General features: G+C 64.3%; 18 protein-coding genes and 3 tRNA genes. 10 read left to right on the top strand and 11 right to left on the bottom strand.

The annotated features are described in order from the left end of the window. Positions 1-49 precede the first annotated feature (49 nt). Together lgt and QZ500_RS02530 are read right to left on the bottom strand one after the other, a co-directional pair. The gene (gene lgt, locus QZ500_RS02535) at positions 50-886 is read right to left on the bottom strand and encodes a prolipoprotein diacylglyceryl transferase (RefSeq protein ID WP_295850381.1); all 837 of its coding nucleotides are present in this window, start codon (positions 884-886) and stop codon (positions 50-52) included. 111 nt (positions 887-997) lie between these two features. Next, the gene (locus QZ500_RS02530) at positions 998-1948 is read right to left on the bottom strand and encodes a LysR family transcriptional regulator (protein ID WP_295850377.1); all 951 of its coding nucleotides are present in this window, start codon (positions 1946-1948) and stop codon (positions 998-1000) included. Positions 1949-2051: 103 nt separating this feature from the next. Between QZ500_RS02530 and ilvD the strand changes: the two genes are divergently transcribed. Continuing rightward, a complete protein-coding gene (gene ilvD, locus QZ500_RS02525; RefSeq protein WP_295850373.1) occupies positions 2052-3743 on the top strand; it encodes a dihydroxy-acid dehydratase in 1692 nt (563 codons plus the stop codon). A 72-nt stretch (positions 3744-3815) separates the two neighbouring features. On the opposite strand, the gene QZ500_RS02520 is transcribed toward ilvD, so the two are convergent. Beyond that, entirely contained in the window at positions 3816-4070 is a 255-nt protein-coding gene (locus QZ500_RS02520; protein WP_295850368.1) for a TIGR04438 family Trp-rich protein, read from the bottom strand. Between the two features lie 45 nt (positions 4071-4115). Here QZ500_RS02520 and QZ500_RS02515 point away from each other — a divergent pair, with 45 nt between their 5' ends. Beyond that, on the top strand, positions 4116-4433 hold the full coding sequence (locus tag QZ500_RS02515) for a c-type cytochrome (RefSeq protein ID WP_295850365.1): 318 nt from the start codon (positions 4116-4118) through the stop codon (positions 4431-4433). A gap of 30 nt (positions 4434-4463) precedes the next feature. On the opposite strand, the gene QZ500_RS02510 is transcribed toward QZ500_RS02515, so the two are convergent. Continuing rightward, the gene (locus tag QZ500_RS02510; RefSeq protein WP_295850363.1) at positions 4464-5006 is read right to left on the bottom strand and encodes a LapA family protein; all 543 of its coding nucleotides are present in this window, start codon (positions 5004-5006) and stop codon (positions 4464-4466) included. Positions 5007-5125: 119 nt separating this feature from the next. Continuing rightward, the gene (gene acs / locus QZ500_RS02505) at positions 5126-7123 is read right to left on the bottom strand and encodes an acetate--CoA ligase (RefSeq protein ID WP_295850361.1); all 1998 of its coding nucleotides are present in this window, start codon (positions 7121-7123) and stop codon (positions 5126-5128) included. Positions 7124-7308: 185 nt separating this feature from the next. On the opposite strand from acs, the gene QZ500_RS02500 reads away from it, so the two are divergent. Then, the gene (locus QZ500_RS02500) at positions 7309-7926 is read left to right on the top strand and encodes a TIGR00645 family protein (RefSeq protein WP_295850358.1); all 618 of its coding nucleotides are present in this window, start codon (positions 7309-7311) and stop codon (positions 7924-7926) included. A gap of 118 nt (positions 7927-8044) precedes the next feature. Here QZ500_RS02500 and fumC read toward each other — a convergent pair whose 3' ends face one another. Further along, positions 8045-9430 carry a class II fumarate hydratase gene (gene fumC, locus QZ500_RS02495; protein ID WP_295850354.1) on the bottom strand — a complete coding sequence of 462 codons (1386 nt, stop codon included), beginning with the start codon at positions 9428-9430 and terminating at the stop codon, positions 8045-8047. A 172-nt stretch (positions 9431-9602) separates the two neighbouring features. Between fumC and QZ500_RS02490 the strand changes: the two genes are divergently transcribed. The 5 genes from QZ500_RS02490 to QZ500_RS02470 all read left to right on the top strand — a co-directional run bounded on the left by QZ500_RS02490 (position 9603) and on the right by QZ500_RS02470 (position 17159). Then, positions 9603-11741 (top strand): EAL domain-containing protein, encoded by a 2139-nt coding sequence (locus tag QZ500_RS02490; RefSeq protein ID WP_295850351.1) that lies wholly within the window; start codon positions 9603-9605, stop codon positions 11739-11741. Positions 11742-12105: 364 nt separating this feature from the next. Beyond that, a complete protein-coding gene (locus QZ500_RS02485; RefSeq protein WP_295850346.1) occupies positions 12106-12243 on the top strand; it encodes a hypothetical protein in 138 nt (45 codons plus the stop codon). A 352-nt stretch (positions 12244-12595) separates the two neighbouring features. After that, on the top strand, positions 12596-13015 hold the full coding sequence (locus QZ500_RS02480; RefSeq protein ID WP_295850343.1) for a hypothetical protein: 420 nt from the start codon (positions 12596-12598) through the stop codon (positions 13013-13015). A 157-nt stretch (positions 13016-13172) separates the two neighbouring features. Further along, positions 13173-14252 carry a hypothetical protein gene (locus tag QZ500_RS02475; RefSeq protein WP_295850341.1) on the top strand — a complete coding sequence of 360 codons (1080 nt, stop codon included), beginning with the start codon at positions 13173-13175 and terminating at the stop codon, positions 14250-14252. Between the two features lie 360 nt (positions 14253-14612). Then, positions 14613-17159, top strand: a complete 2547-nt coding sequence (locus QZ500_RS02470) for a calcium-binding protein (protein WP_295850338.1) — start codon at positions 14613-14615, stop codon at positions 17157-17159. A 109-nt stretch (positions 17160-17268) separates the two neighbouring features. Here the strand turns inward: QZ500_RS02470 and QZ500_RS02465 are convergent, their stop codons facing one another. Continuing rightward, complete coding sequence (locus tag QZ500_RS02465) at positions 17269-18192, bottom strand: site-specific integrase (RefSeq protein WP_295850335.1); 924 nt, start codon at positions 18190-18192, stop codon at positions 17269-17271. Positions 18193-18577: 385 nt separating this feature from the next. On the opposite strand from QZ500_RS02465, the gene QZ500_RS02460 reads away from it, so the two are divergent. Then, positions 18578-20131 carry a fumarate hydratase gene (locus QZ500_RS02460; RefSeq protein ID WP_295850333.1) on the top strand — a complete coding sequence of 518 codons (1554 nt, stop codon included), beginning with the start codon at positions 18578-18580 and terminating at the stop codon, positions 20129-20131. Positions 20132-20158: 27 nt separating this feature from the next. Beyond that, positions 20159-21019, top strand: a complete 861-nt coding sequence (gene murI / locus QZ500_RS02455) for a glutamate racemase (protein WP_295850417.1) — start codon at positions 20159-20161, stop codon at positions 21017-21019. 63 nt (positions 21020-21082) lie between these two features. Here the strand turns inward: murI and QZ500_RS02450 are convergent, their stop codons facing one another. The 4 genes from QZ500_RS02450 to QZ500_RS02435 all read right to left on the bottom strand — a co-directional run bounded on the left by QZ500_RS02450 (position 21083) and on the right by QZ500_RS02435 (position 22089). Continuing rightward, complete coding sequence (locus QZ500_RS02450; RefSeq protein WP_295850330.1) at positions 21083-21718, bottom strand: DUF6806 family protein; 636 nt, start codon at positions 21716-21718, stop codon at positions 21083-21085. Between the two features lie 15 nt (positions 21719-21733). After that, positions 21734-21825 (bottom strand) — tRNA-Leu (locus tag QZ500_RS02445). Between the two features lie 61 nt (positions 21826-21886). Next, positions 21887-21960, bottom strand: a tRNA-Cys gene (locus tag QZ500_RS02440). Positions 21961-22013: 53 nt separating this feature from the next. After that, positions 22014-22089, bottom strand: a tRNA-Gly gene (locus QZ500_RS02435). Between the last annotated feature and the right edge of the window lie 51 nt (positions 22090-22140).

Here is a 22140-nt window from a genome sequence, read left to right as displayed (position 1 = left end):
GTCTGTTGTGATCTCGAATGGCTGACGGGCGACCGGTGGCGCCCGGCGGTCAGCGGCGCGCCGCCGCGACCGGTGCAGCCGGCACGCCGCGGCGCGGCGACGCCCACAGCCAGATGCCGAAGGCGATCATCGGCACGCACAGCCACTGGCCCATGCTCAGGCCGAGCGGCAGCAGGCCGAGGAAGCTGTCGGGCTCGCGGAAGTATTCGGCGATGAAGCGGAACGCACCGTAGCCCACCAGGAAGGCTCCTGCCACCTGCCCCTGCAGCCGCGGCTTGCGCGCATAGACCCACAGCAGCATGAACAGCAGCAGGCCTTCGAGCAGGAACTGGTAGATCTGCGACGGATGGCGCGGCAGCATCGAGCCGCTCTGCGGGAACACCATGCCCCATGGCAGCGCCGGATCGGCGAAGCGGCCCCATAGCTCGCCGTTGATGAAGTTGCCGATCCGCCCGGCCGCCAGGCCGGTCGGCACGCAGGGCGCGACGAAATCCGCCACCTGCAGCCAGGGCCGGCCGCGCGACCGGGCGAACCAGACCATCGACGCGATCACGCCGAGCAGCCCGCCGTGGAAGCTCATGCCGCCCTGCCAGATGAAGAAGATCTCCAGCGGATGCGACAGGTAGTAGCCGGGCTTGTAGAACAGGCAGTAGCCGAGCCGCCCGCCCACCACCACGCCCAGCACGCCGAGGAACAGGATGTCCTCCACGTCCTTGCGAGTCCAGGCGGCCGGGCCGGTCATCGAGGCGAAAGGCTCGTGGCGGAGCCGCCGCGTACCGAGGAACAGGAACAGGCCGAAGGCCGCGAGGTAGGTCAGCCCGTACCAGTGCACGGCGAGCGGCCCGAGCTGCAGGGCGACGGGATCGATGGTGGGGTACATCAGCATGGGCGGTATTGTGCCCGCCGACGCCGGCGCGCCGGCAGCGGACGTTACAGCAGGAAAATCGGACCCTTGCGCCCGCCTGATATACGCATCCAGCTACCAGATTGATAGCGATCAACCCGAGTCGATCTTCTGGCCCCGCACGAACTCCACGAACGCCGTCACCGTGGGATTCTCGGCCTCCGGCGGCCAGACCAGGCTGGTCTCGCACACGGGCAGCGCGGGCATCCCGCCGCTCCGCCCACGGCCCTGCGCCGGCGATGCGAGCGTGCGGAACACCACCCCCTCTCGCCGGAACTGCATCACACTGCGCGGCACCCAGGCCACGCCGATGCCGGCAGCGACCAGGTTGATGATGGTCTGCATCTGGATCGCCTCCTGCGCCACTATCGGCTGGCGGTCGGCCTGGTGGTACAGCGCGAAGACGGCGTCGTGCAGCGACGGCACGATCCGCCGCGGAAAGATCACCAGCGGCTCGGCCAGCACGGCCGCCCAGTCGGGCGCCTCCTGCGCGGCCAGCGGATGGTGGGCCGACAGCGCCAGCACCACCGGCTCGGTCGTCACCCGCAGGTGGCGCAGGCCGGGCGGCGGCAGGCCCGGCGCATGCAGCATCAGTCCCGCATCGAGCTCGCCGCGCGTGAAGGCCTGCAGTTGCACGTCGCCGGTCGCCTCGACCAGCTCCAGCGCGACCTGCGGCCGCAGCGTGCGGTAGGCCCGCACCCAGGCCGGCAGCGGCTCGAAGCCGGCGGTGGAGACGAAGCCGAGCCGCAGCCGGCCCACCGCGCCGCCGGCCGCGGCACGGGCCTGCGCCGGCAGCCGCTGCGCCTGCGCCAGCAGCGTGCGCACTTCGGGCACCAGCGCTTCGCCGGCCGGCGCGAGCGCCACCCGGCGCCGGGTACGGTCGAACAGTGTCACGCCCAGCGCCGCTTCGAGCTGGGCGATCGCCTGCGTCAGCGGCGGCTGGGTCATGTGCAGCCGCGCCGCTGCCCGGCCGAAATGCAGCTCCTCGGCCAGCGCGAGGAACTGGCGCCACACGCGCAGCTCGATCCAGGGCGTCTCTTTCATTCGCCCAGCATATCAATCGACCTGCAAAAACGGATTGGAGCCAATCAATCGGCCGGCGCATACTCCGCCTTCGTCCCGCACAACCCCGATGAAAGAGCCGACGATGGACACCAAAGTCATCCCGATCAACCGCCGCAGCGCCAACATCACCGAAGGCAAGTCGCGCGCCCCGAACCGTTCCATGTACTACGCCATGGGCTACCAGGAAGGCGACTTCAAGAAGCCGATGGTCGGCGTGGCCAACGGCCACAGCACGATCACACCGTGCAACTCCGGCCTGCAGAAACTGGCCGACGCAGCCATCGCCGGCATCGAGGAAGCCGGCGGCAACGCGCAGGTCTTCGGCACGCCGACGATCTCCGACGGCATGGCGATGGGCACCGAAGGCATGAAGTACAGCCTGGTGAGCCGCGAAGTCATCAGCGATTGCATCGAAACCTGCGTCGGCGGCCAGTGGATGGACGGCGTGCTGGTGGTCGGCGGCTGCGACAAGAACATGCCCGGCGGCCTGATGGGCATGCTGCGCGCCAACGTCCCGGCGATCTACGTCTACGGCGGCACCATCCTGCCGGGCCGCTACAAGGGCCAGGACCTGAACATCGTCAGCGTGTTCGAGGCGGTGGGCCAGAACGCCGCCGGCACTCTGAGCGACGAGGACCTGACCGAGATCGAGAAGCGCGCGATTCCCGGCACCGGCTCCTGCGGCGGCATGTACACCGCCAACACGATGTCGAGCGCCTTCGAGGCGCTGGGCATCTCGCTGCCCTACTCCTCCACCATGGCCAACCCGCACGACGAGAAGGAGAACTCGGCCAAGGAATCGGCCAAGGTGCTGATCGAGGCGATCAAGAAGGACCTGAAGCCGCGCGACATCGTCACCAAGGAAGCGATCGAGAACGCGGTGGCGGTGATCATGGCGACCGGCGGCTCGACCAACGCGGTGCTGCACTTCCTCGCCATCGCCCACGCGGCAGACGTGGAATGGACGATCGACGACTTCGAGCGCATGCGCAAGAAGATCCCGGTGATCTGCGACCTGAAGCCGAGCGGCAAGTACCTGGCGGTCGACCTGCACCGCGCCGGCGGCATCCCCGCGGTCATGAAGGTGCTGCTCGACGCCGGCCTGCTGCACGGCGACTGCATCACGATCACCGGCAAGACGATTGCCGAGACGCTGGCCGACGTGCCCGCGCTGCGCGCCGACCAGGACGTGATCCGCCCGATCGACCAACCGATGTATGCCGAAGGCCACCTCGCGATCCTGAAGGGCAACCTGAGCCCCGAAGGCGCGGTCGCCAAGATCACCGGCCTGAAGAACCCGGTCATCACCGGCCCGGCCCGGGTGTTCGACGACGAGCAGTCGGCGCTGAAGGCGATCCTCGACGGCAGGATCGTCGCCGGCGACGTGATGGTGCTGCGCTACCTCGGCCCCAAAGGCGGTCCGGGCATGCCCGAGATGCTGGCACCCACCGGCGCGCTGATCGGTGCGGGCCTGGGCGAATCGGTCGGCCTGATCACCGACGGCCGGTTCTCCGGTGGCACCTGGGGCATGGTGGTCGGCCACGTCGCGCCGGAAGCGGCGGCGGGCGGCACCATCGCCTTCGTGCAGGAAGGCGACACGATCACCATCGACGCCCACCGGCTGGTGCTGGAACTGCATGTGGCGGAGGAAGAACTGGCCCGCCGCCGCGAAGGCTGGACCGCGCCGGCGCCGCGCTACACCCGCGGCGTGCAGGCCAAGTTCGCCTTCAATGCATCGAGCGCCAGCAAGGGCGCCGTGCTCGACGACTTCTGAGCCGAAATGCTATCGAAACGATAGCTAAAAGCGCCCGCTGGACCTGCGCCAGCGGGCTTTTTCATGCCCGCATCAGCGCCGGCGCCCCTTTTTCTTGCGCAGCCCCAGGCCGAGGGCGTCGTACTGCCGGTCCTGGCGGTCCTGCTTACGGCGATCCATCCGGTCCATCGCGCGTCGCGCGGTATAGCCGCTGCTGTCGGCCCACCACCACCAGACCGTCGCCAGCGCGAACGGCAGCAGCACGATCCACCAGCTCCAGCCCGCCACCGGACCGAATTCCAGAAGCTTGAGCACGAGCAGGGCAATTCCGAGTGCGAGAAACAGCATGGGGGCGCTCCCTACAATCCGCGCACTGTAGCCGAGCCACCGACGATGCAGATCCTCCGACGCCCCTCCGCCCTTTTCCTGCTGCCGCTGCTCGCTTCCGCGTGCCTGCCGGCCCGGGCCGATCTGGCACTGGCCACCAGCCGCAACTGCATGGCCTGCCACGCGATGGACCGCAAGGTGGTCGGGCCGTCGTACAAGGCGGTCGCGGAAAAGTACGCCGGCCAGAACGTCACGGACAAGCTGGCCTCCAAGATCGTCAAGGGCGGCGCCGGCGTATGGGGCCCGGTGCCGATGCCGGCGAATGCGCAGGTCAGCGAGGCCGAGTCCAAGCGGCTCGCGGCCTGGATCCTCGGCCTGAAATGAACGTCTGACGGCCGCAGCCGGCCCGCCGCCTCAGCGCGGCGTGCCGGTCGCCGGATCGACCACGGTAGCAGACGCGACCGGCACCGGGCGTGCGGGCGAGACGACCGCATGCCGCTCCAGCCGGTCTTCCAGCTCGCCGAGATAGGCCGCGGTAGCCGCATCGGACTGCTCCATGCGCGCGGCGATGGTCGATTCCAGCCGCTGGATGCGCTCCAGCAGTGCCTCGCGGGCGGTGCGTGCTTCCAGCGCATCCTGCTGGTGGTGCGTTTCCAAGAAATTGCGCAGGTCGGTGAAGCGCGAGGCCTCGGCCTTGTCGGCCAGTTCGCGCTGGTTCTGCATCTCCTTGTTGTGGCGGCGCGTGTCCATCAGCACCGAGCTTTGCAGATACAGCACGTAGGCGACGAAGAACGCCGCGAGCAGCACCGTCAGCCCCAGCATGATGATGCCGAGCGGCGCATTGACCGTCGCCACGCCCAGCGACACCACCGACGGTGCCGCAAGCGTGCCCCAGTTGAGCAGCGCCAGCAGCGCGATCGCCAGCGCGATGAGAAGGAGGATGACGGAACGGATCATGGGGCGGCCCTGCGGTGGATGCTGAGGCTGCCGGTTGTACCGCCGCCGCCCGCGCAGCCAGTAACCGGCCGTGCCGAAAACAGCGCCCTGGCCGGCGGGCGGTCCCGCCCGCCCCCCAATTAGTTGGTCTGCGCCAGCTGGTCCAGAATCGCCGGGTTTTCCAGCGTGCTGGTGTCCTGGGTGATCGCCTCGCCCTTGGCAATGCTGCGCAGCAGCCGCCGCATGATCTTGCCGCTGCGGGTCTTGGGCAGGTTGTCGCCGAAGCGGATGTCCTTCGGCTTGGCGATCGGCCCGATCTCCTTGGCCACCCAGTCGCGCAGTTCCTTGGCGATCGCCTTGGCCTCCTCGCCGGTCGGCCGTGCGCGCTTGAGCACCACGAAGGCGCAGATCGCCTCGCCGGTCATGTCGTCGGGCCGGCCCACCACTGCGGCCTCGGCCACCAGGTCGGTCTTGGCGACCAGCGCGGACTCGATCTCCATCGTGCCCATGCGGTGGCCCGAGACGTTCAGCACGTCGTCGATCCGGCCGGTGATCCGGAAATAGCCGCGGTCGGCGCTGCACACCGCGCCGTCGCCCGCTAGGTAGATGCGGCCGCCCATCTCCTCGGGAAAGTAGCTCTTCTTGAAACGCTCCGGGTCGCCCCAGATGGTGCGGATCATCGACGGCCACGGGCGCTTGATCACCAGCATGCCGCCCGCGCCGTTCGGCAGGTCGTTGCCGGTCTCGTCCACGATCGCTGCGGCGATGCCCGGCAGCGGCAGCGTGCAGGAGCCCGGCACCAGCGGCGTCGCCCCCGGCAGCGGCGTAATCACATGGCCGCCGGTCTCGGTCTGCCAGAAGGTGTCGACGATGGGGCAGCGCTCGCCGCCCACGTTCCGGTAGTACCACATCCACGCCTCGGGATTGATCGGCTCGCCGACCGATCCAAGGATGCGCAGGGACGACAGATCCGAGCGCGCCGGATGCACCTTCTCGTCGGCCTCGGCCGCCTTGATCAGCGAGCGGATCGCGGTCGGCGCGGTGTAGAAGATGCTGACCTTGTGGCGCTCGATCATCTGCCAGAAGCGGCCGGCGTCGGGGTACGTGGGCACGCCCTCGAACACCACCTGCGTCGCGCCAGCTGCCAGCGGACCGTAGGCTACATAGGTGTGGCCGGTGATCCATCCGATGTCGGCGGTGCACCAGAACACGTCCTCCGGCCGCAGGTCGAAGGTCCATTCCATCGTCAGCTTGGCCCACAGCACGAAGCCGCCGGTGGCATGCTGCACGCCCTTCGGCTTGCCGGTGGAGCCGGAGGTGTAGAGGATGAACAGCGGATGCTCCGCGCCGACCGGCACTGGCGCGCAGTCGGCCGACTGGCCTTCCAACGCTTCCGTGAAGGTGCGGTCGCGGCCTTCCACGCGGTTCCAGGCGCTGGCGGTGCGTTCGTACACCAGCACGGTCGTCACCGCCTCGCAGCCGCCGGCGGCGAGGGCTTCGTCCACGATCGCCTTCAGCGGCAGTTCCTTGCCGCCGCGCATCTGAAAGTTGGCGGTGATGACCGCCTTGGCGCCCACGTCCACGATGCGCTCGGTCAGCGCCTTGGCCGAGAAGCCGCCGAACACCACGCTGTGGGTCGCGCCGATCCGGGCGCACGCCTGCATCGCGACCACGCCCTCGATCGTCATCGGCATGTAGATGACGACACGGTCGCCCTTGCCGATGCCCTGGGCCTTCAGCGCGTTGGCGAAGCGCGCCACCCGCTCGAGCAGCTCGCGGTAGGTGACTTTGGTGACCGTGCCGTCGTCGGCTTCGAACACGATCGCAGTCTTGTGCTCGACCGGCGTGCCGATGTGGCGGTCCAGGCAGTTGGCCGATGCGTTCAATTCGCCGTCGGCAAACCATTCGAAGAACGGCGCGCGGGATTCGTCGAGCGTGCGGGTGAACGGCTTCGTCCAGACCACGTTGTCGCGCGCCTGGCGGGCCCAGAAACCTTCGAAGTCGGCGTCGGCCTCGGCGCACAGCGCCTCGTAGGCCGCCATGCCGGCGATGCGCGCGCCCTGCTGGGCCGACGCCGGCGGCGGGAAGACGCGGTTCTCGACCAGGGTGGATTCGATGGCGGACGGCGCGGCACTCATGGGGACTGTCTCCTGACGGTGTTGGAATTGCGGCGTACTGTCCAAGCAGCCACTTACGGACCACTGACTGACGCGGAGCTTGCGGCCTGCGGATTCTTGCAGACGGCTACGTTGCTGCGGCCGCCGAACGGTCATCGACGGATGCCTACAATGCCGGCCTCCCGCGACCCGCCCATCCCCCCACGATGCAAGACCCCGTCAAACGCGCCCGCTCGCCCCTGCGGCCCCTGCCCAACCTGATCTTCGCAAGCCGCTGGCTGCAGCTGCCGCTCTACCTCGGCCTGATCGTCGCGCAGGGCGTGTACGTGGTGCACTTCCTGGTCGAACTGCTGCACCTGGTCGAAGCCGCCTTTGGCAGTTCCGCCGCGCTGGAGAAGCTGATCACCAGTATCGGCTACAAGACCACGGTGCCGATCACCACCCTCAACGAGACGGTGATCATGCTGGTCGTGCTGGCGCTGATCGACGTGGTGATGATCTCCAACCTGCTGATCATGGTGATCGTGGGCGGCTACGAGACCTTCGTCAGCCGCATGAACCTCGAAGGTCACCGCGACCAGCCCGAATGGCTGAGCCATGTGAACGCCTCGGTGCTGAAGGTCAAGCTGGCGATGTCGATCATCGGCATCAGCTCGATCCACCTGCTTAAGACCTTCATCAACGCCGACAACTACACCGAGAAGGTGCTGATCGCGCAGACGGTGATCCACATCGCCTTCCTGCTGTCGGCGATGGCTATTGCCTACACCGATCGGCTGATGTCGGATACCGGCCGCGTCAACGGCCACGGCAAGCCGCACTGACCGAACGGCAGACTGCCGCAGCGAGAAGCACGGCATTTCGGACGCGAAAAGGGCCGGGACGCACGCTGCGTCCGGGCCCTTTGCTATTGATTCGGTAGCAATTGCCGCCGCGGATAGGTCAGCGGCCGACCATGTTCCCCGGCACCACCCAGGCGTCGAACTGCTCGCCCGTGAGGTAACCCGACGCCACCGCCGCCTCGCGCAGGCTGCTGCCCTCCTTGTGCGCCTTTTTCGCGATGAAGGCCGCCTTGTCGTAGCCGATGTGGGTGTTGAGCGCGGTGACCAGCATCAGCGACCGGCCGACCAGTTCGGTGATCCGCTCCCGGTTCGGCTCGATGCCGACTGCGCAGTGGTCGTTGAAGCTCACGATGCCGTCGGCCAGCAGCCGCACGCTCTGCAGGAAGTTGTGGGCCACCATCGGCCGGAAGACGTTCAGCTCGAAGTTGCCAGACGCGCCGCCGAAGTTGATCGCCACGTCGTTGCCGAACACCTGTGCCGCCAGCATCGTCACCGCCTCGCTCTGCGTCGGGTTGACCTTGCCCGGCATGATCGAGGAGCCCGGCTCGTTCTCGGGGATGCTGATCTCGCCGATGCCGCTGCGCGGGCCGCTGGCCAGCCAGCGCACGTCGTTGGCGATCTTCATCATGCTGGCCGCCAGCGTCTTCAGCGCGCCGTGGGCATGCACCAGCGCGTCGACCGAGGCCAGCGCCTCGAACTTGCTGGGCGCCGTGACGAACGGCAGACCGGTGATGCGGGCGATCTCGGTGGCGACGCCTTCCGCATAGCCCTTGGGCGCATTCAGGCCGGTGCCCACCGCGGTGCCGCCGAGCGCCAGTTCGTAGAGGTGCGGCAGGGCGTCCCGCACATGCTTCTCGCCGTGCGCCAGCTGCGCCACCCAGCCGGAGATTTCCTGGCCGAGGGTCAGCGGCGTCGCGTCCTGCAGGTGGGTGCGGCCGATCTTCACGATGTCGTCGAAGTCGCGCGCCTTCTGTTCCAGCGTCGTGCGCAGCTTGCCGATGGCCGGCAGCAGCCGGTGGGTCAGCGCCTCGACCGCCGCGACGTGCATCGCCGTCGGGAACACGTCGTTGCTCGACTGGCTGCGGTTCACGTCGTCGTTCGGATGCACGAGGCGGGACTCGCCGCGCTCGCCGCCGAGCAGTTCGCTCGCGCGGTTGGCCAGCACCTCGTTGACGTTCATGTTGGTCTGGGTGCCGGAGCCGGTCTGCCACACGACGAGCGGGAATTCCGCCGGATGCCGGCCGGCGATCACCTCGTCGGCGGCCGCGACGATCGCGTCGGTCTTGCGCGCGTCCTGCAGGCCGAGCGCCTGGTTCACCACCGCCGACGCGCGTTTCACCTGGGCCAGTGCCTTGATGATCTCGCGCGGCTGCTGCTCGCCCGAGATGTCGAAATTCTGCAGCGAGCGCTGGGTCTGCGCGCCCCATAGGCGGTCGGCCGGGACCTCGATCGGTCCGAAGGTGTCGCGTTCGATACGGTGGCTCATGGTGTCGTCCCGGAGACGGGAAGCTGTTGGAAGTGAAAGCCAGCATACCCGTCAACGAAAGCAATTCTCATCTGAGGGTCGAAAACGCCGCGCTTCGCCTACACTGCGGCGGCCCGGTTCACGGCGCACGCAGATGCGCCGGAGCGTCTTCCACGATCGCCACTTCCCTTCCTTGGATCTCTCCGCCCCCGTTTGGTATGCGGCCCGTTATCACCCGGGCGGCGTGTTCGCGTCGATCTGTATCGCGGTGCTGGCCTCCTACGTGACGCTTGACCTCGCGCGGCGCGTCCACCGCAGCGACGACGGTGCGCTCCGGTGGATCTGGTGGGGCGTGGGGGCGCTGGTGATGGGCAGCGGCATCTGGGCGATGCACTTCGTCGGGATGCTGTCGGTCTGGCTGCCGTTCGAGCTCGGCTTCACCGGCGGGCTGACGCTGCTGTCGTGGATCACCGCCGTCGCGGCATCGGGCATCGCGCTCGGCATCGCAAGCCGGCAGGCGTTCCAGGCGCGGCTGGTCGTCATCGGATCGCTCGCCATGGGCGCGGCGATCAGCGGAATGCACTACCTGGGCATGGCAGCGCTCGACGTAGTGCCGGGCATTGTCTGGGATCCGACGACCGTCGCGCTGTCGGTGCTGGTCGCGGTGGGCGCCTCGGCGGCAGCACTCGCGATGTTCCAGTTGCTGCTGCAGATCGTCTCCGCACGGCGTGTTGTTTTCCAGCTGGTGGCCGCGCTCCTGATGGGCGCCGCGATCAGCGGCATGCACTACACCGGCATGGCCGCCGCACGCTTTGCCGAAGGCACGGTCTGCCTGAGCGTCGACGCGCTGGGCGGATCGGGCCTCACCACCATGGTGGTGCTCGCCACCGCGATGCTCCTGATCGGTACCCTGTTCGCGTCGATCCTGGATGCGCGGATGCAGGGGCGGACGCGGCGGCTTACCCGGTCGCTCCAACAAGCCAACGAAGAACTGCGCCTGCGCGCCTTCGCCGATGCGCTCACCGGCCTGCCCAACCGCCTGCTGCTGGAGGACCGGCTCGAGCATGCTCTGCAGCGGCTCGACCGGATCGGTGACGTGCGACGGGCCGAACGGATCGCGCTGCTGTTCATCGATCTCGACGGCTTCAAGCCGATCAACGACTCCTTCGGCCACGCGGCCGGCGACCTCATCCTGCAGACGGCCGCCGACCGCCTGCGCGGCCTGGCGCGCACCAGCGACACGGTCGCGCGGATCGGCGGCGACGAGTTCCTGCTGCTGCTCGAGGGCGTGCCGGACGCCGCGGGCAGTGCCATCGTCGCGCAGCGGGTGATCGACATCCTGTCGCAGCCTTTCGACCTGTGGGGCCGCGAGGTGCAGATCGCCTGCTCGGTCGGTGTGGTGGTGTATCCCGACCAGGGCGACCGCCAGCGGCTGGTGGCCGACGCCGACGCGGCGATGTATGCCGCCAAGCGCGCCGGCGGCGGCACCTATGCGCTGTTTGAGGCCCACATGGGCAGCGACGCCTCCGACCAGCTGGAACTGCAGAGCGACCTGCGGCGGGCGATCGACCAGAACCAGTTCGAGCTGTACTACCAGCCCAAGATCGACGGCGCGAGCGGCCGCATCAGCGGTGTGGAGGCGCTGCTGCGCTGGAACCACCCGCAGCGCGGGCTGGTGAGCCCGATCGTCTTCATTGGGCTGGCCGAACGCTTCGGCCTGATCGTACGGCTCGGCAACTGGGTGATCGAGGAGGCCGGCCGGCAGATCGCGGCATGGTCGGCACAGGGTCTGGACCTCTCCGTGGCGGTCAACGTCTCGGTCCAGCAGCTGCGCGGCCACGGGCTGGCCGAGCGCATCGCCGAAATGCTGGCCCGCCACGGCGTGCAAGCCTCGCAGCTGCTGTGCGAAATCACCGAATCGGTCGCGATGGAGGACATCCGTACGACGCAGACCACCATGGCCGAGCTGGAACGCATCGGCGTCTTCCTGGCGATCGACGACTTCGGCACCGGCTACTCCAGCCTGAGCTATCTGCGCCAGCTGCCGGCACAGCAACTGAAGATCGACCGCAGCTTCGTCCTCGACCTCGAGAAGAGCGAAGACGCGCGCGCCGTGGTCGCAGCCGTGATCCGGCTCGCGCATGCGCTCGGCCTGCGGGTAGTCGCGGAGGGCGTCGAGACGGTCTGCCAGCGCGACATCCTGCTCGGCCTGGGCTGCGACGAACTGCAAGGGTATTTCTACGCCCGGCCGATGCAGGCGCCGGCCCTGCTCGCCTGGTGGCAGAACCAGGCATCGAAGACCGTGGCACTCCCGGCACCGCAACCCGCCTGAGACCGGCGCGAGCCGCCTCACCACGCTGCCCGATGCGCACCGAGCAGATAATGCCGCGCGGGGCCCAGACCCCGACCCCGGCCTCCTCACGACGAAACCCCATCATGGCGGCTCGCATCCAGCACCACGAACTCGTGGAGTTTATCGGTGCGTCCCTACAGTACATCAGCTCGTACCACCTGGCCGATTAAACCCCTACGGCAGGGACCTAGCGCCACGATTTCGTCTCGACTGGAAAACTCTGCGCAAAGCGCGTAGGCGCAGTCCTACAAGGACTCGGGATCCTGAGGTCAAAGCCTAGCTTGGGGTGCCAGTGTTTCGGAACGGGCTAAGCGCACCGGCTCCATGTGGAGAAAGCGGAGCGATGGGCACCGATGTTTTTGCAAGCGCGTGGGATGAAATCGATTACACGCCAGAAGAAGCGGAAAACATGAAGCTCCATGCCACGCAGATGAGCGCGCTGAGGCCACACATCACGCGTACTGGCGTCACTCAACTCTGAGCGGCATAGCGGGCAGAACGTGATCGCGGGACCGGAAGGCCATACAGTTCTGTGCCAGCAGCGCATCAAGCGGCTGCGAGAACGCCGTAACACCGTTATGCGCGAGCGTGCACGCTTGGCGGACACCTACCCGCGCGTCTGCAGCCAGATCGAGCAGTTCCTGCAGTGAAGCGAAATCCTGTGCGCAATAACTTGACCTCAGGCCCACAGCTGCTCGAAATCACCAGCACGAATCCCAGCGACTTGTTCTTCCACACCACCGATAAGCAACTGCACCTTTGCCTGGGTGACAGATGGGTGCCGATAGCCCATCCCACACAGGTGATCCTCGCCAGTCAACAGGAGAACTCGGATGAATGACACCCACCATCCCCTTGTTCGCCAAGCTCTCCAGGCAAAGCGCAACGTGGAGAACCTGGACACGTCAATGCAACGAGCCAAGGGGCAGTTGGAAATAGCGGAGCTGAACTTGCGCGTTGCCACTGAAGACTTGCAAGCGGCCCGTGATGAGTTGTGTGCGTTGATGGAAGTGATGACTTTAGATCAAGTGTGCGACTTGGTAGCTGCTGAGCTCGCGGGCACGTGTGCGCAGATTCAGTCGCTGGGTCAATCTAGCGTTTTGAGTAGAACAATCACGGCAGGTCTGATCTCGGCAGGATCCCTCAGTGCAATGTCTCGTGGCGATGCGAATCCCCTGGAACTCCATCCGCCCGATAGCGTGATGCACAAGCTCAGCGTAGTGTGGACAACCGATACCAGCTTTGACTCTTGATGCCCTGGTCCCCTCGCAGTAGGTGGCCTACTGAGGGTGGTCCCCTGATTGTGCGGTCACTCGCTGGATACCCTGCTTGCACTCCGTAGAAGCGGCGGCGACACTCTAGCTAAAGCACTTTTACCCAACTGAGCATCGCTTTTTCCTGAGGTCCTCTATGTCCCTATCGCTGCAAAACCCAATCTCCAGCGACGATATTCGTACCGTTTCTGACCTAAAGGAAGGAAAGGTTTTTCTTATAACCGGACCGGGCAGGTCCGAAGGAGATACGGCAAAAATTGTCCTAAAGGGCGAATATTTGGGAGGAACCGGCGCGCTGAAGGCGAAGTTTGGTGCAACTGTCGCGCGCCAAATCGACAGACAAGCAACTGCTAAAACGTTAACGCCTGCAGAACGAACAGCAGTTGAAACTTTCTGCAGTGATCATGAGGAGGTTTGCCAATACTACGCCGGAGCGGGCATAAACACACCAGCATATAGTGGCAAGCATCGTGAAGCCGTCCAAGCCCTAGCTAGCGGAATAAAGAATCCTGGCAATGTATGGGTGAAGATGGAAGCAGTGTCTCTAAATGGACTTGACAAGGCAATTCTGGCTCGCGCTGAGGGCGACAAAACAGCTCTTAGATCTTTCGCTGACACGCTGAGGGCACCGCAAGGTCTTGAAAAGCTGGGTCGAATTATTGCAGCAGATGCATTTAATGGAAATTTTGACCGCATTTGCCCAGATGCTTGGGATACACCAGAAGGCCATGAGTTTGAATTTGGCAAGGCTGCTGAGGGTGGAAACAAAGGGACCGCGTTCATTTTCAAAATGAACCTTAAAACATTCCGGAACTTGGGCAACATCACCGTTGTTGCCACCGACCCGTCCGCCCAACGTTTTGAAGCCTCGATGCTGGATTACCTCGATCCTTTTACCTATTTGGGCGACATACACGCCCCGATTAAAGACGGTGAAGATACCATGATGCAGCGATACGTATTGCGTACCCTTGCCGATAAAAATCTGAGGAAAAAGTACGCAAAAGACGTAATTGAAGACTTCGAAAAAATACTAAACCCTCGTAAAAGCAGGTTTAGTTTGCGCACCAAACTGGGCAGCAGCGCAGTAAGTCGCTTGGAACTAGGCATGATTGAAGGGTGCAGACTCATCAAAGAGAAATTCGAAGCAAAGTTTCCAGTACCTCGATCTGTCGGACTCACCGAGCGACTGAACCTTCTTGCGGAAGTGAGGTAGGCCGTAGCTCCGTAAGCCTGGGTACCGCAGATGCAATCTTGGAGATTGCCAAAGCCCTTCAACTACGGTCGAGGAGGCCATTGACCACCTGCAGACTAGTTGCACCTAGGCGCTGCTGAGCCTGTACGGCAATTGACCTTACGAGAGGGGGTGCGGTCCAGATCCGCACACTAGATCTCCAGTCTCTGCTGGCTGTCACGCAATAGTGTGGATTTCTGATGGTCATCTGTTACACCTGAGCGAAATCACGCGCGGCCCACCTATAAATCAGCTGGGGCTCACGCCTTTCGTGGAAAAGTCGCCTGTCTCTGGAAGGCTTCCTCGACCCATCCCCTTCCCCCTACACGTTAGCTTTTCCCCATGGCACTCTCCAAAGATAGCGCAATCATCGCTGGCTACCAGCTTGCCCGTGGTGCCGCACCTGCGACGAGCACATTCCTGTCACTGTCGCAAAACTACGCCGCGAATGGCGAGGCTGGCATCGTCGCACAGCTACAGGGAGCAACTTCCGGCCTGACCAATGCCCAGCTGGGGTTGTTAGTAGTGACCAATGCCGGCTTCACTAACCGGCCCGACCTGGCCCAGTACGTTGCTGACCTGTTCGGCATCTATGGCGCAAACAACCGAGGTCAAGTGATCTTGAACCTTGCAGAGCGCCTGTTGTCGTTCACCGGTGATGCCACTTATGGCACGACCGCTACCGCTTTCAGCAATGCGGTGGCATCCAATCTCTCATATGCCCAGAGTGCATCCGCTACTTCTGTTGGTGACCGCCCTACTACGGTTGGGAGCTCTGGAACTGGTACGGGGACTGGCACAGGTACCGGAACAGGCACAGGCGGTACAGGTACCGGAACAGGTGGAACCGGTACTGGTGGGACTGGAACTGGCACCACGACTACTCCCACGACAGCCGTGCTGACTACGAGCATCGATATCCTGAACGGATCGTCTGGAAACGACACCTTCGTCGCCGACAGCGCGACGTATGGGGCTGCAGATGTGGTTGACGGTGGAGCGGGGATCGACACCTTCAATTTCACTGACACAACCGGTGCAGCGATCGCTGGGCAAATGCGCAATATTGAAATAATTAATATTCGCAATGTGAGCGGTGGCGACACTACTTACGCGGCTAGCAGTTTTCCCGGCGCAACAAATATTAACAGCTCGGTTTCATCACGCGCTGTTACGATTAACGGTTATCAAGCTGGTCAGCAAGTGGGAGTCACAGGCAACGGCGCGGGCGCAACGGGTGCCCTGACTGCAGCCTATGGCGCCACCGTCAATGCAGCCACGCTCAACGTAGCCGGTGGAATCCTCGGTGCCGCCTCTGGCGTAGTTGCTCCTGCAGTGACCATTAATGGGACTGCAATTACTTCTGCAACCATCAATAGCGCGGGTGCTGCGAACACGGTCGGCGCAATCACGTTTGGCAGCGGTGGCGTAAGCGCCCTAACTATCAACCCAACAACCGCCTTTATTGCTGCAAGTATTGCGGGATTCGGGGCAAATGCGGCAATCACGGTAACTGGCGCAGGAACAGCTGATATTGGCACATTAGCTGCGACTATTACTAGCGTCAATGCTGCAGGAAATAGTGGCGGGTTGACGACCACACTGAATGCCCTAACTAACAGCCTGACCGTGGTGGGTGGTAGCGGCGATGACATAATCACGACCGGCGCCGTCCTGGCGACAGGTTCGTCGGTAAATGCTGGCACGGGAACGGGCGACCGCTTGGTGATCGCCGACACGACGCACCTGACGGCTGGTACCGCCGCGTTCTACCGTGGCTTCGAGCAACTGGGTGTCGTTGACGGCGTGACCGCAGACGTGTCCCTGCTGGCCGCCAACAACACCGTAGACACGATTCGCATCACCGACGGCGCTGGCGCCACCGGCGTGACCGGCCTGACCGCTACCCAAGCCAACAACGTCCAGATCACCGCAGCTAACAGCGGCACTGGTGTTGTGACCATCGGCGTGGCCGGTGCTGGTAACGCAGGCCAGATCGACACGGTTCGCGCTGCCCTGACCACCACGACCGCTGCTGGCGCTGCCAACAACATCGACTTGACCGGCCTGACCCTGACGGGCGTCGAGAAGCTGATCCTGACCGGCAACGGCACGGTTGCCGCCACCTCTGGAACCACTACGCTCTCAACCAATAACGCCACGTCGTTGGATTCCATCACCCTGACCAGCGCTGGCAACAGCACGGTCACGGTTGCAGCCGGCCACACCGCTGTCAACCTGGTGATCGACGCTTCGGCTTCGACCGGTAGTTTGACCGCCAATGCCGCTGCATATGTTGCCAGCGGAGCAGATCTGCGCGGAGGCTCTGGCAACGACACTCTGCGGGGCTCAGCAGGTGCTGACACCATAACTGGCGGTGCCGGCAACGACATCATTACCGGTAGCACGGGCGCGACGGTTGCTGGCGGTACCTTCACGGCCGTCACCACAGCTTCTGCGTCGGCTGACGTCCTCACTGGTGGCGCAGGCAACGACATCTTCGGTTTTGGCGTCGGCGCAGGCAACACCATTGCCAACATCAGCACCATCACAGACCTGAATCTGGGAGGTGCCACTGCTGGCGGCCGTGTCGACACCATCGTGTTCGATCTTGCTACCACTAGTGCTGCAACTGCCGTGACTATCGTAAACCTGTCGACCGCTCAACAAGGTACTATAACCGGGGCTGCCAACCTCGCAGCTGCGGTAAATGCGGCTTTGACAGCCGCAGGCGGTGTGAACAACGTTGCCGTGTTCAATTACGGAACCGATACCTATCTGGCTATTAACGGTGACGGCAACAACACCTTCAATGCTGCACAAGATTTGGTTGTAAAGATCACTGGAGTTACCGGTACCCTGGACGCGTCTGACATTACCGTGGTCTAACCATCGTTTCCCGAGCAGGTTGAAGAATCTGCATTAGCCCCGGTGCTTTAGTGTCGGGGCTTTTTGCTTTCTGAACTCGCACGATACGCGTCCAACTAAATTGGGATCCCTACTGCCCATTCAGGATCTCAGCAGCCCGGTTCGCGACCACCCCGGATTCCAAATGCGCGTAGATGAGCGTCGAGGCATAGTGCTTGTGGCCCAACAGTTCCTGCACCTCGCGGAGCTTCATCCCGCCTTGCAGCATGCGGCTGGCATACGAGTGACGCATGGTGTGCAGGGTGACCTTGCCCTCCGCGTCGCTGATCCCTGCCCTCGCGAGGGCGTCCTGCATCCACGCAAAGTTGTTGTTGTGTTTGCGCTTGGTAGGGAAAACCCACTCATCCGTGGCTTCCGCACGGCGCCGGGTCAGCATGGCGCGCAGCCGTGCGCTCATTACCATGCTGCTGTCGATGCCGCCTTTGCCCCGATACACGACAACCAGCCCGGTATCGAAGTCCACCTGCGACCACTTCATCCGCGCGATCTCCCGGTATCTACAACCCAAGTGCAGAAGGCCAATCAATAGGTCAGTGTTGTTTTGCCTTGCGGCATCGCTGCGAGCGCATTTACCCGGGTAGTCCGCCGTCGGATCGATGGTGGCAAACAATGCCGCCTCCTCCTCCACTGTGAGGAATCGCAGCCTCGTTCGTTCAGCTTGCAGGCGAGGCAACTTGATCGCAGTGGTCCACTTCTGGGCTTCCGCGTAATTGACCACCGCGTTCCAGTAGCTGACGGTCACGGCCAGGGTGTTGTGGGCTGTGCCCGCTTTGCGCCGCTTTTCGATCACGGCATTGAGATCCTGCAGCGTGACCTTGCTCATGCGCTGGTCTGCGATCTCATAGAAATGCCGCAGATGAACACGTGCATTGATTCCACCTACCTTGTCTTTGCGCGCAGCCAGGAACGCATCCAGCACTGCATGCAGGTTCATGGGCTTGGTGCCCCGCAGCAGCACCTCCGTGATCGCCTCGGCTTCCCACACGGCAGCCATCTGCTACGCCAGCTTTTTGTCTGCTGTTTTGCAGCTAGCAGAGAACTTGTGCCCCTCGAGCATCTTGCGCCAGTGCCAGATGCCGCCACGCATGTAAATTGACATCCCAGTACCTCATGTTTTTGTACAAACAGCGCATGAACGCGCTGCCAAAAACCAGTCTGTAGTCATCTATTTGTGGGGTCACCCTAAGAGCAGTCTGGGTGAACGGCATTCAGCACGCAGCTTGCTGTTGGTGAGGATCTGCGCGATCGCATCCTTGGCCGCCCAGCTCAGCTCTCGAGCGTGGGCGCGTGTGGGCACGTAGTCCGGCAGCACCTGATCCCAAGCGTCTGCCACTGAGCCCTGGTGGATAATTTCGCGTCCCCACGTACGGTCAAGAACCATGACAACCACGATTCGCTACAACGATCTGGTGGAGTCTGTTGCGGCGTCGCTACAGTTCATCAGCTACTACCACCCGGCCGACTACATCGCCCACCTGTCGCGCGCCTATGCCCGCGAGCAGAGCCCGGCGGCCAAGGATGCGATCGCGCAGATCCTCACAAACAGCAAGATGAGCGCCACCGGCCAGCGGCCGATCTGTCAGGACACCGGCATCGTCAACGTGTTCCTGAAGATCGGCATGGACGTGCGCTTCGAAGGCTTCCCGGCCGGCCTGGAAGACGCGATCAACGAAGGCGTGCGCCGCGGCTACAACCATCCGGACAACACCCTGCGCGCCTCGGTCGTGGCCGACCCGCAGTTCGACCGCAAGAACACCAAGGACAACACGCCCGCGGTGATCTCGGTGCAGATCGTGCCGGGCGACAAGCTCGACATCACCGTCGCGGCCAAGGGCGGCGGCAGCGAGAACAAGAGCAAGATGGTGATGCTCAACCCGAGCGATTCCGTCGTGGACTGGGTGCTGAAGACCGTGCCCACCATGGGCGCCGGCTGGTGCCCGCCGGGCATGCTGGGCATCGGCATCGGCGGCACCGCCGAGAAGGCCGTGCTGCTCGCCAAGGAAAGCCTGATGGACGACCTCGACATGTATGAGCTGCAGGCCAAGTCCTCGCGCGGCGAGAAGCTCGACCGCGCCGAGGAAATGCGGCTGGAACTGTTCGACAAGGTCAATGCGCTCGGCATCGGCGCGCAGGGCCTGGGCGGCCTGACCACCGTGCTCGACATCAAGATCAAGATGTACCCGACGCACGCCGCGAGCAAGCCGGTCGCGATGATCCCGAACTGCGCCGCGACCCGCCACGCCCACTTCGTGATGGACGGCAGCGGTCCGGTCTACATGGACGCACCGTCGCTCGACCTGTGGCCGAAGATCGACTGGGCGCCCGACTACAACAAGAGCCGCCGCGTCAACCTCGACACCCTCACCCGCGAGGAAGTGGCCAGCTGGAAGCCGGGCGACACGCTGCTGCTCAACGGCAAGATGCTGACCGGCCGCGACGCGGCGCACAAGCGCATCCAGGACATGCTCGCCCGCGGCGAATCGCTGCCGGTGGACTTCACCAACCGTGTCATCTACTACGTCGGCCCGGTCGATCCGGTGCGCGACGAGGCCGTCGGACCTGCCGGCCCGACGACGGCCACCCGCATGGACAAGTTCACTGACATGATGCTGGCGCAAACCGGCCTGATCGCGATGATCGGCAAGTCCGAGCGCGGCCCGACTGCGATCGAGGCGATCCAGAAGCACAAGAGCGCCTACCTGATGGCGGTCGGCGGTGCGGCGTACCTGGTGAGCAAGGCGATCAAGACCGCCCGTGTCGTCGGTTTCGAGGACCTGGGCATGGAAGCGATCTACGAGTTCGACGTGGTCGACATGCCGGTCACCGTGGCGGTCGATGCCAGCGGCACCAGCGTGCACATCACCGGCCCGGCCGCCTGGCAGCAGCGGATCGCCTCCGGCGAATTCCGCGGGATCGAACTTGCGACCGCCTGAGTCCGGTTGCCTGACTCCTCCGTGGACCTGCCGCCGACTGCCGATACCGCCGTGCTCGGCCCGATCGGCGTGTCGCGCGACGCGCCGATCGGTGTGTTCGACAGCGGCATCGGCGGCCTGAGCGTGCTGCGCGCACTGCAGCGCGAACTGCCGCACGAGCGTTTCGTCTATTTCGCCGACAACGGGCACGCGCCCTATGGCGAGCGGGGCGACGCCTTCGTGACGGAGCGGACCCTCGCCGTGGCCAACCGCCTGCGCGGCGACCACAGCATCAAGGCGCTGGTGGTGGCATGCAACACGGCCACCACGGCGGCGATCCATCTGCTGCGGGCAGCACATCCCGGACTGGCCGTCATCGGGGTGGAGCCGGCCGTCAAACCTGCCTTGCTGGCGTCGCGCACGGGGCACATCGGTGTGATCGGAACCCGGGGCACGCTCGGCAGCGAGAAATTCCGCCAGTTGCTCGCGCCGCTGCAGTCCCAGGCGCATTTCACGGTGCAGCCGTGCGACGGGCTGGCTGCCGCGATCGAGCATAGTGCCCTCGGTGACGACGCTGGACCTTCTGCTATCGAAATAAGAGCACTCTGCGCCCGCTACACGAGCGCCATGGGCCCTTTCGGCTCGGAAAAAGACGCGATCGACACGCTGGTGCTGGGTTGCACCCACTATGTCTTCGCCGCCGAGGCGCTACGCGCCTGCACCGGCCCGGACGTGCACTTCCTGGAGACGGGCGAACCGGTCGCGCGGCAGACCCGTCGACTGCTAACTGCTCAGGATCGCCTGTGCGACGGCACGGCCGACACATCTGCGCATCCCGCGGCGCTTACCCTGCTGAGTTCAGGCGATCTGCCGCTGCTTCGCGCGGCAGCGCAACGCTGGCTCGACTAAGGCTTTCCGACGCCACTGGGACTGCACACATGCGTGCTCAGCCGCCCTGACGGCGTCTTCCCTTCAGTGCAGGTGACGCGGCCGGCGACCGTTGCCGCCGTGGCCGGACGAACCCGGCCCGCCACCGGTGCCCCGCGGCGGCTTGCCCAGTTCGAGCGAATTGACCAGCGCATCGAAGCGTTGCCCGAACAGCTTGTCGATCTCGGCCACGACGCCTCCGAGCTCGGCACCGTCGAAATGCCGCTCCATCGTGTTCACCACGTCTTGGACCAGCAGATCGCGCTGCACCTGCATGATGGCAGCCGGCGTCGGCCCGACGAACAACATCAGGAAGTCGTCGCGCGCCTCGGCCTCGGGCGGCTCGTCTTCTTCGTCGAAATCGGTGTCGTAGAAGGTGATCTCGATCGCAGCGCCCTGCTCCGACAGCTCGTTCAGGCTCATGCACATCTCGTCCAGGCTCTGGCGGAAATCGTCGTCGCCATTGACCGTCCAGCAGATGTGCAGCACATGCTCCTTGGTGTCGAATTCGATGCCCGGCTCGTCCTCGTAATGGCTCGCCGCACCGTCCGCCAGGGAGCGCGCGCCGGCGTATTTCCACAGCGGCTTGAGCGCATCCTGCAACTGCTCGAAGGTCACGTCCGCGCGCAGGACCACATCGCCGTGGACGTGGATTTCGAAGGGAGGGTTGTAGCTTGCCATGGTGATCTCTGTGCGTGGTGCCTCGAGCCGGTTTCGAACCGGCACGCCCCCTCTCGGGAAGCGGCGGATTTTAAGTCCGCTGTGTCTACCGGTTCCACCATCGAGGCCGATCGGTCGTCATGAAACTAAAAAGCCCCTGCAACGATGTTGAGGGGCCTTGCAGTATCCTGGAGGCGCGGTCCGGAGTCGAACCGGACTAACCGGATTTGCAATCCGGGGCATAACCGCTTTGCTACCGCGCCAGAAAAGAGAATCCACCGACAAAAAAGGGAAGCCGAGGCTTCCCTTAGGAAAATGGAGCGGGAAAAGAGTCTCGAACTCTCGACCTCAACCTTGGCAAGGTTGCGCTCTACCAACTGAGCTATTCCCGCATACCGCATCAATCGATTTACCGTCGTTTGCTGCGATGAACGGGAGTATAG

This window comes from uncultured Xylophilus sp. (assembly GCA_913776965.1).
GTDB lineage: Bacteria > Pseudomonadota > Gammaproteobacteria > Burkholderiales > Burkholderiaceae_C > Xylophilus.
Note: the sequence above shows the minus strand (reverse complement) of the source record. Positions and strands in the feature narration are given on the sequence as shown.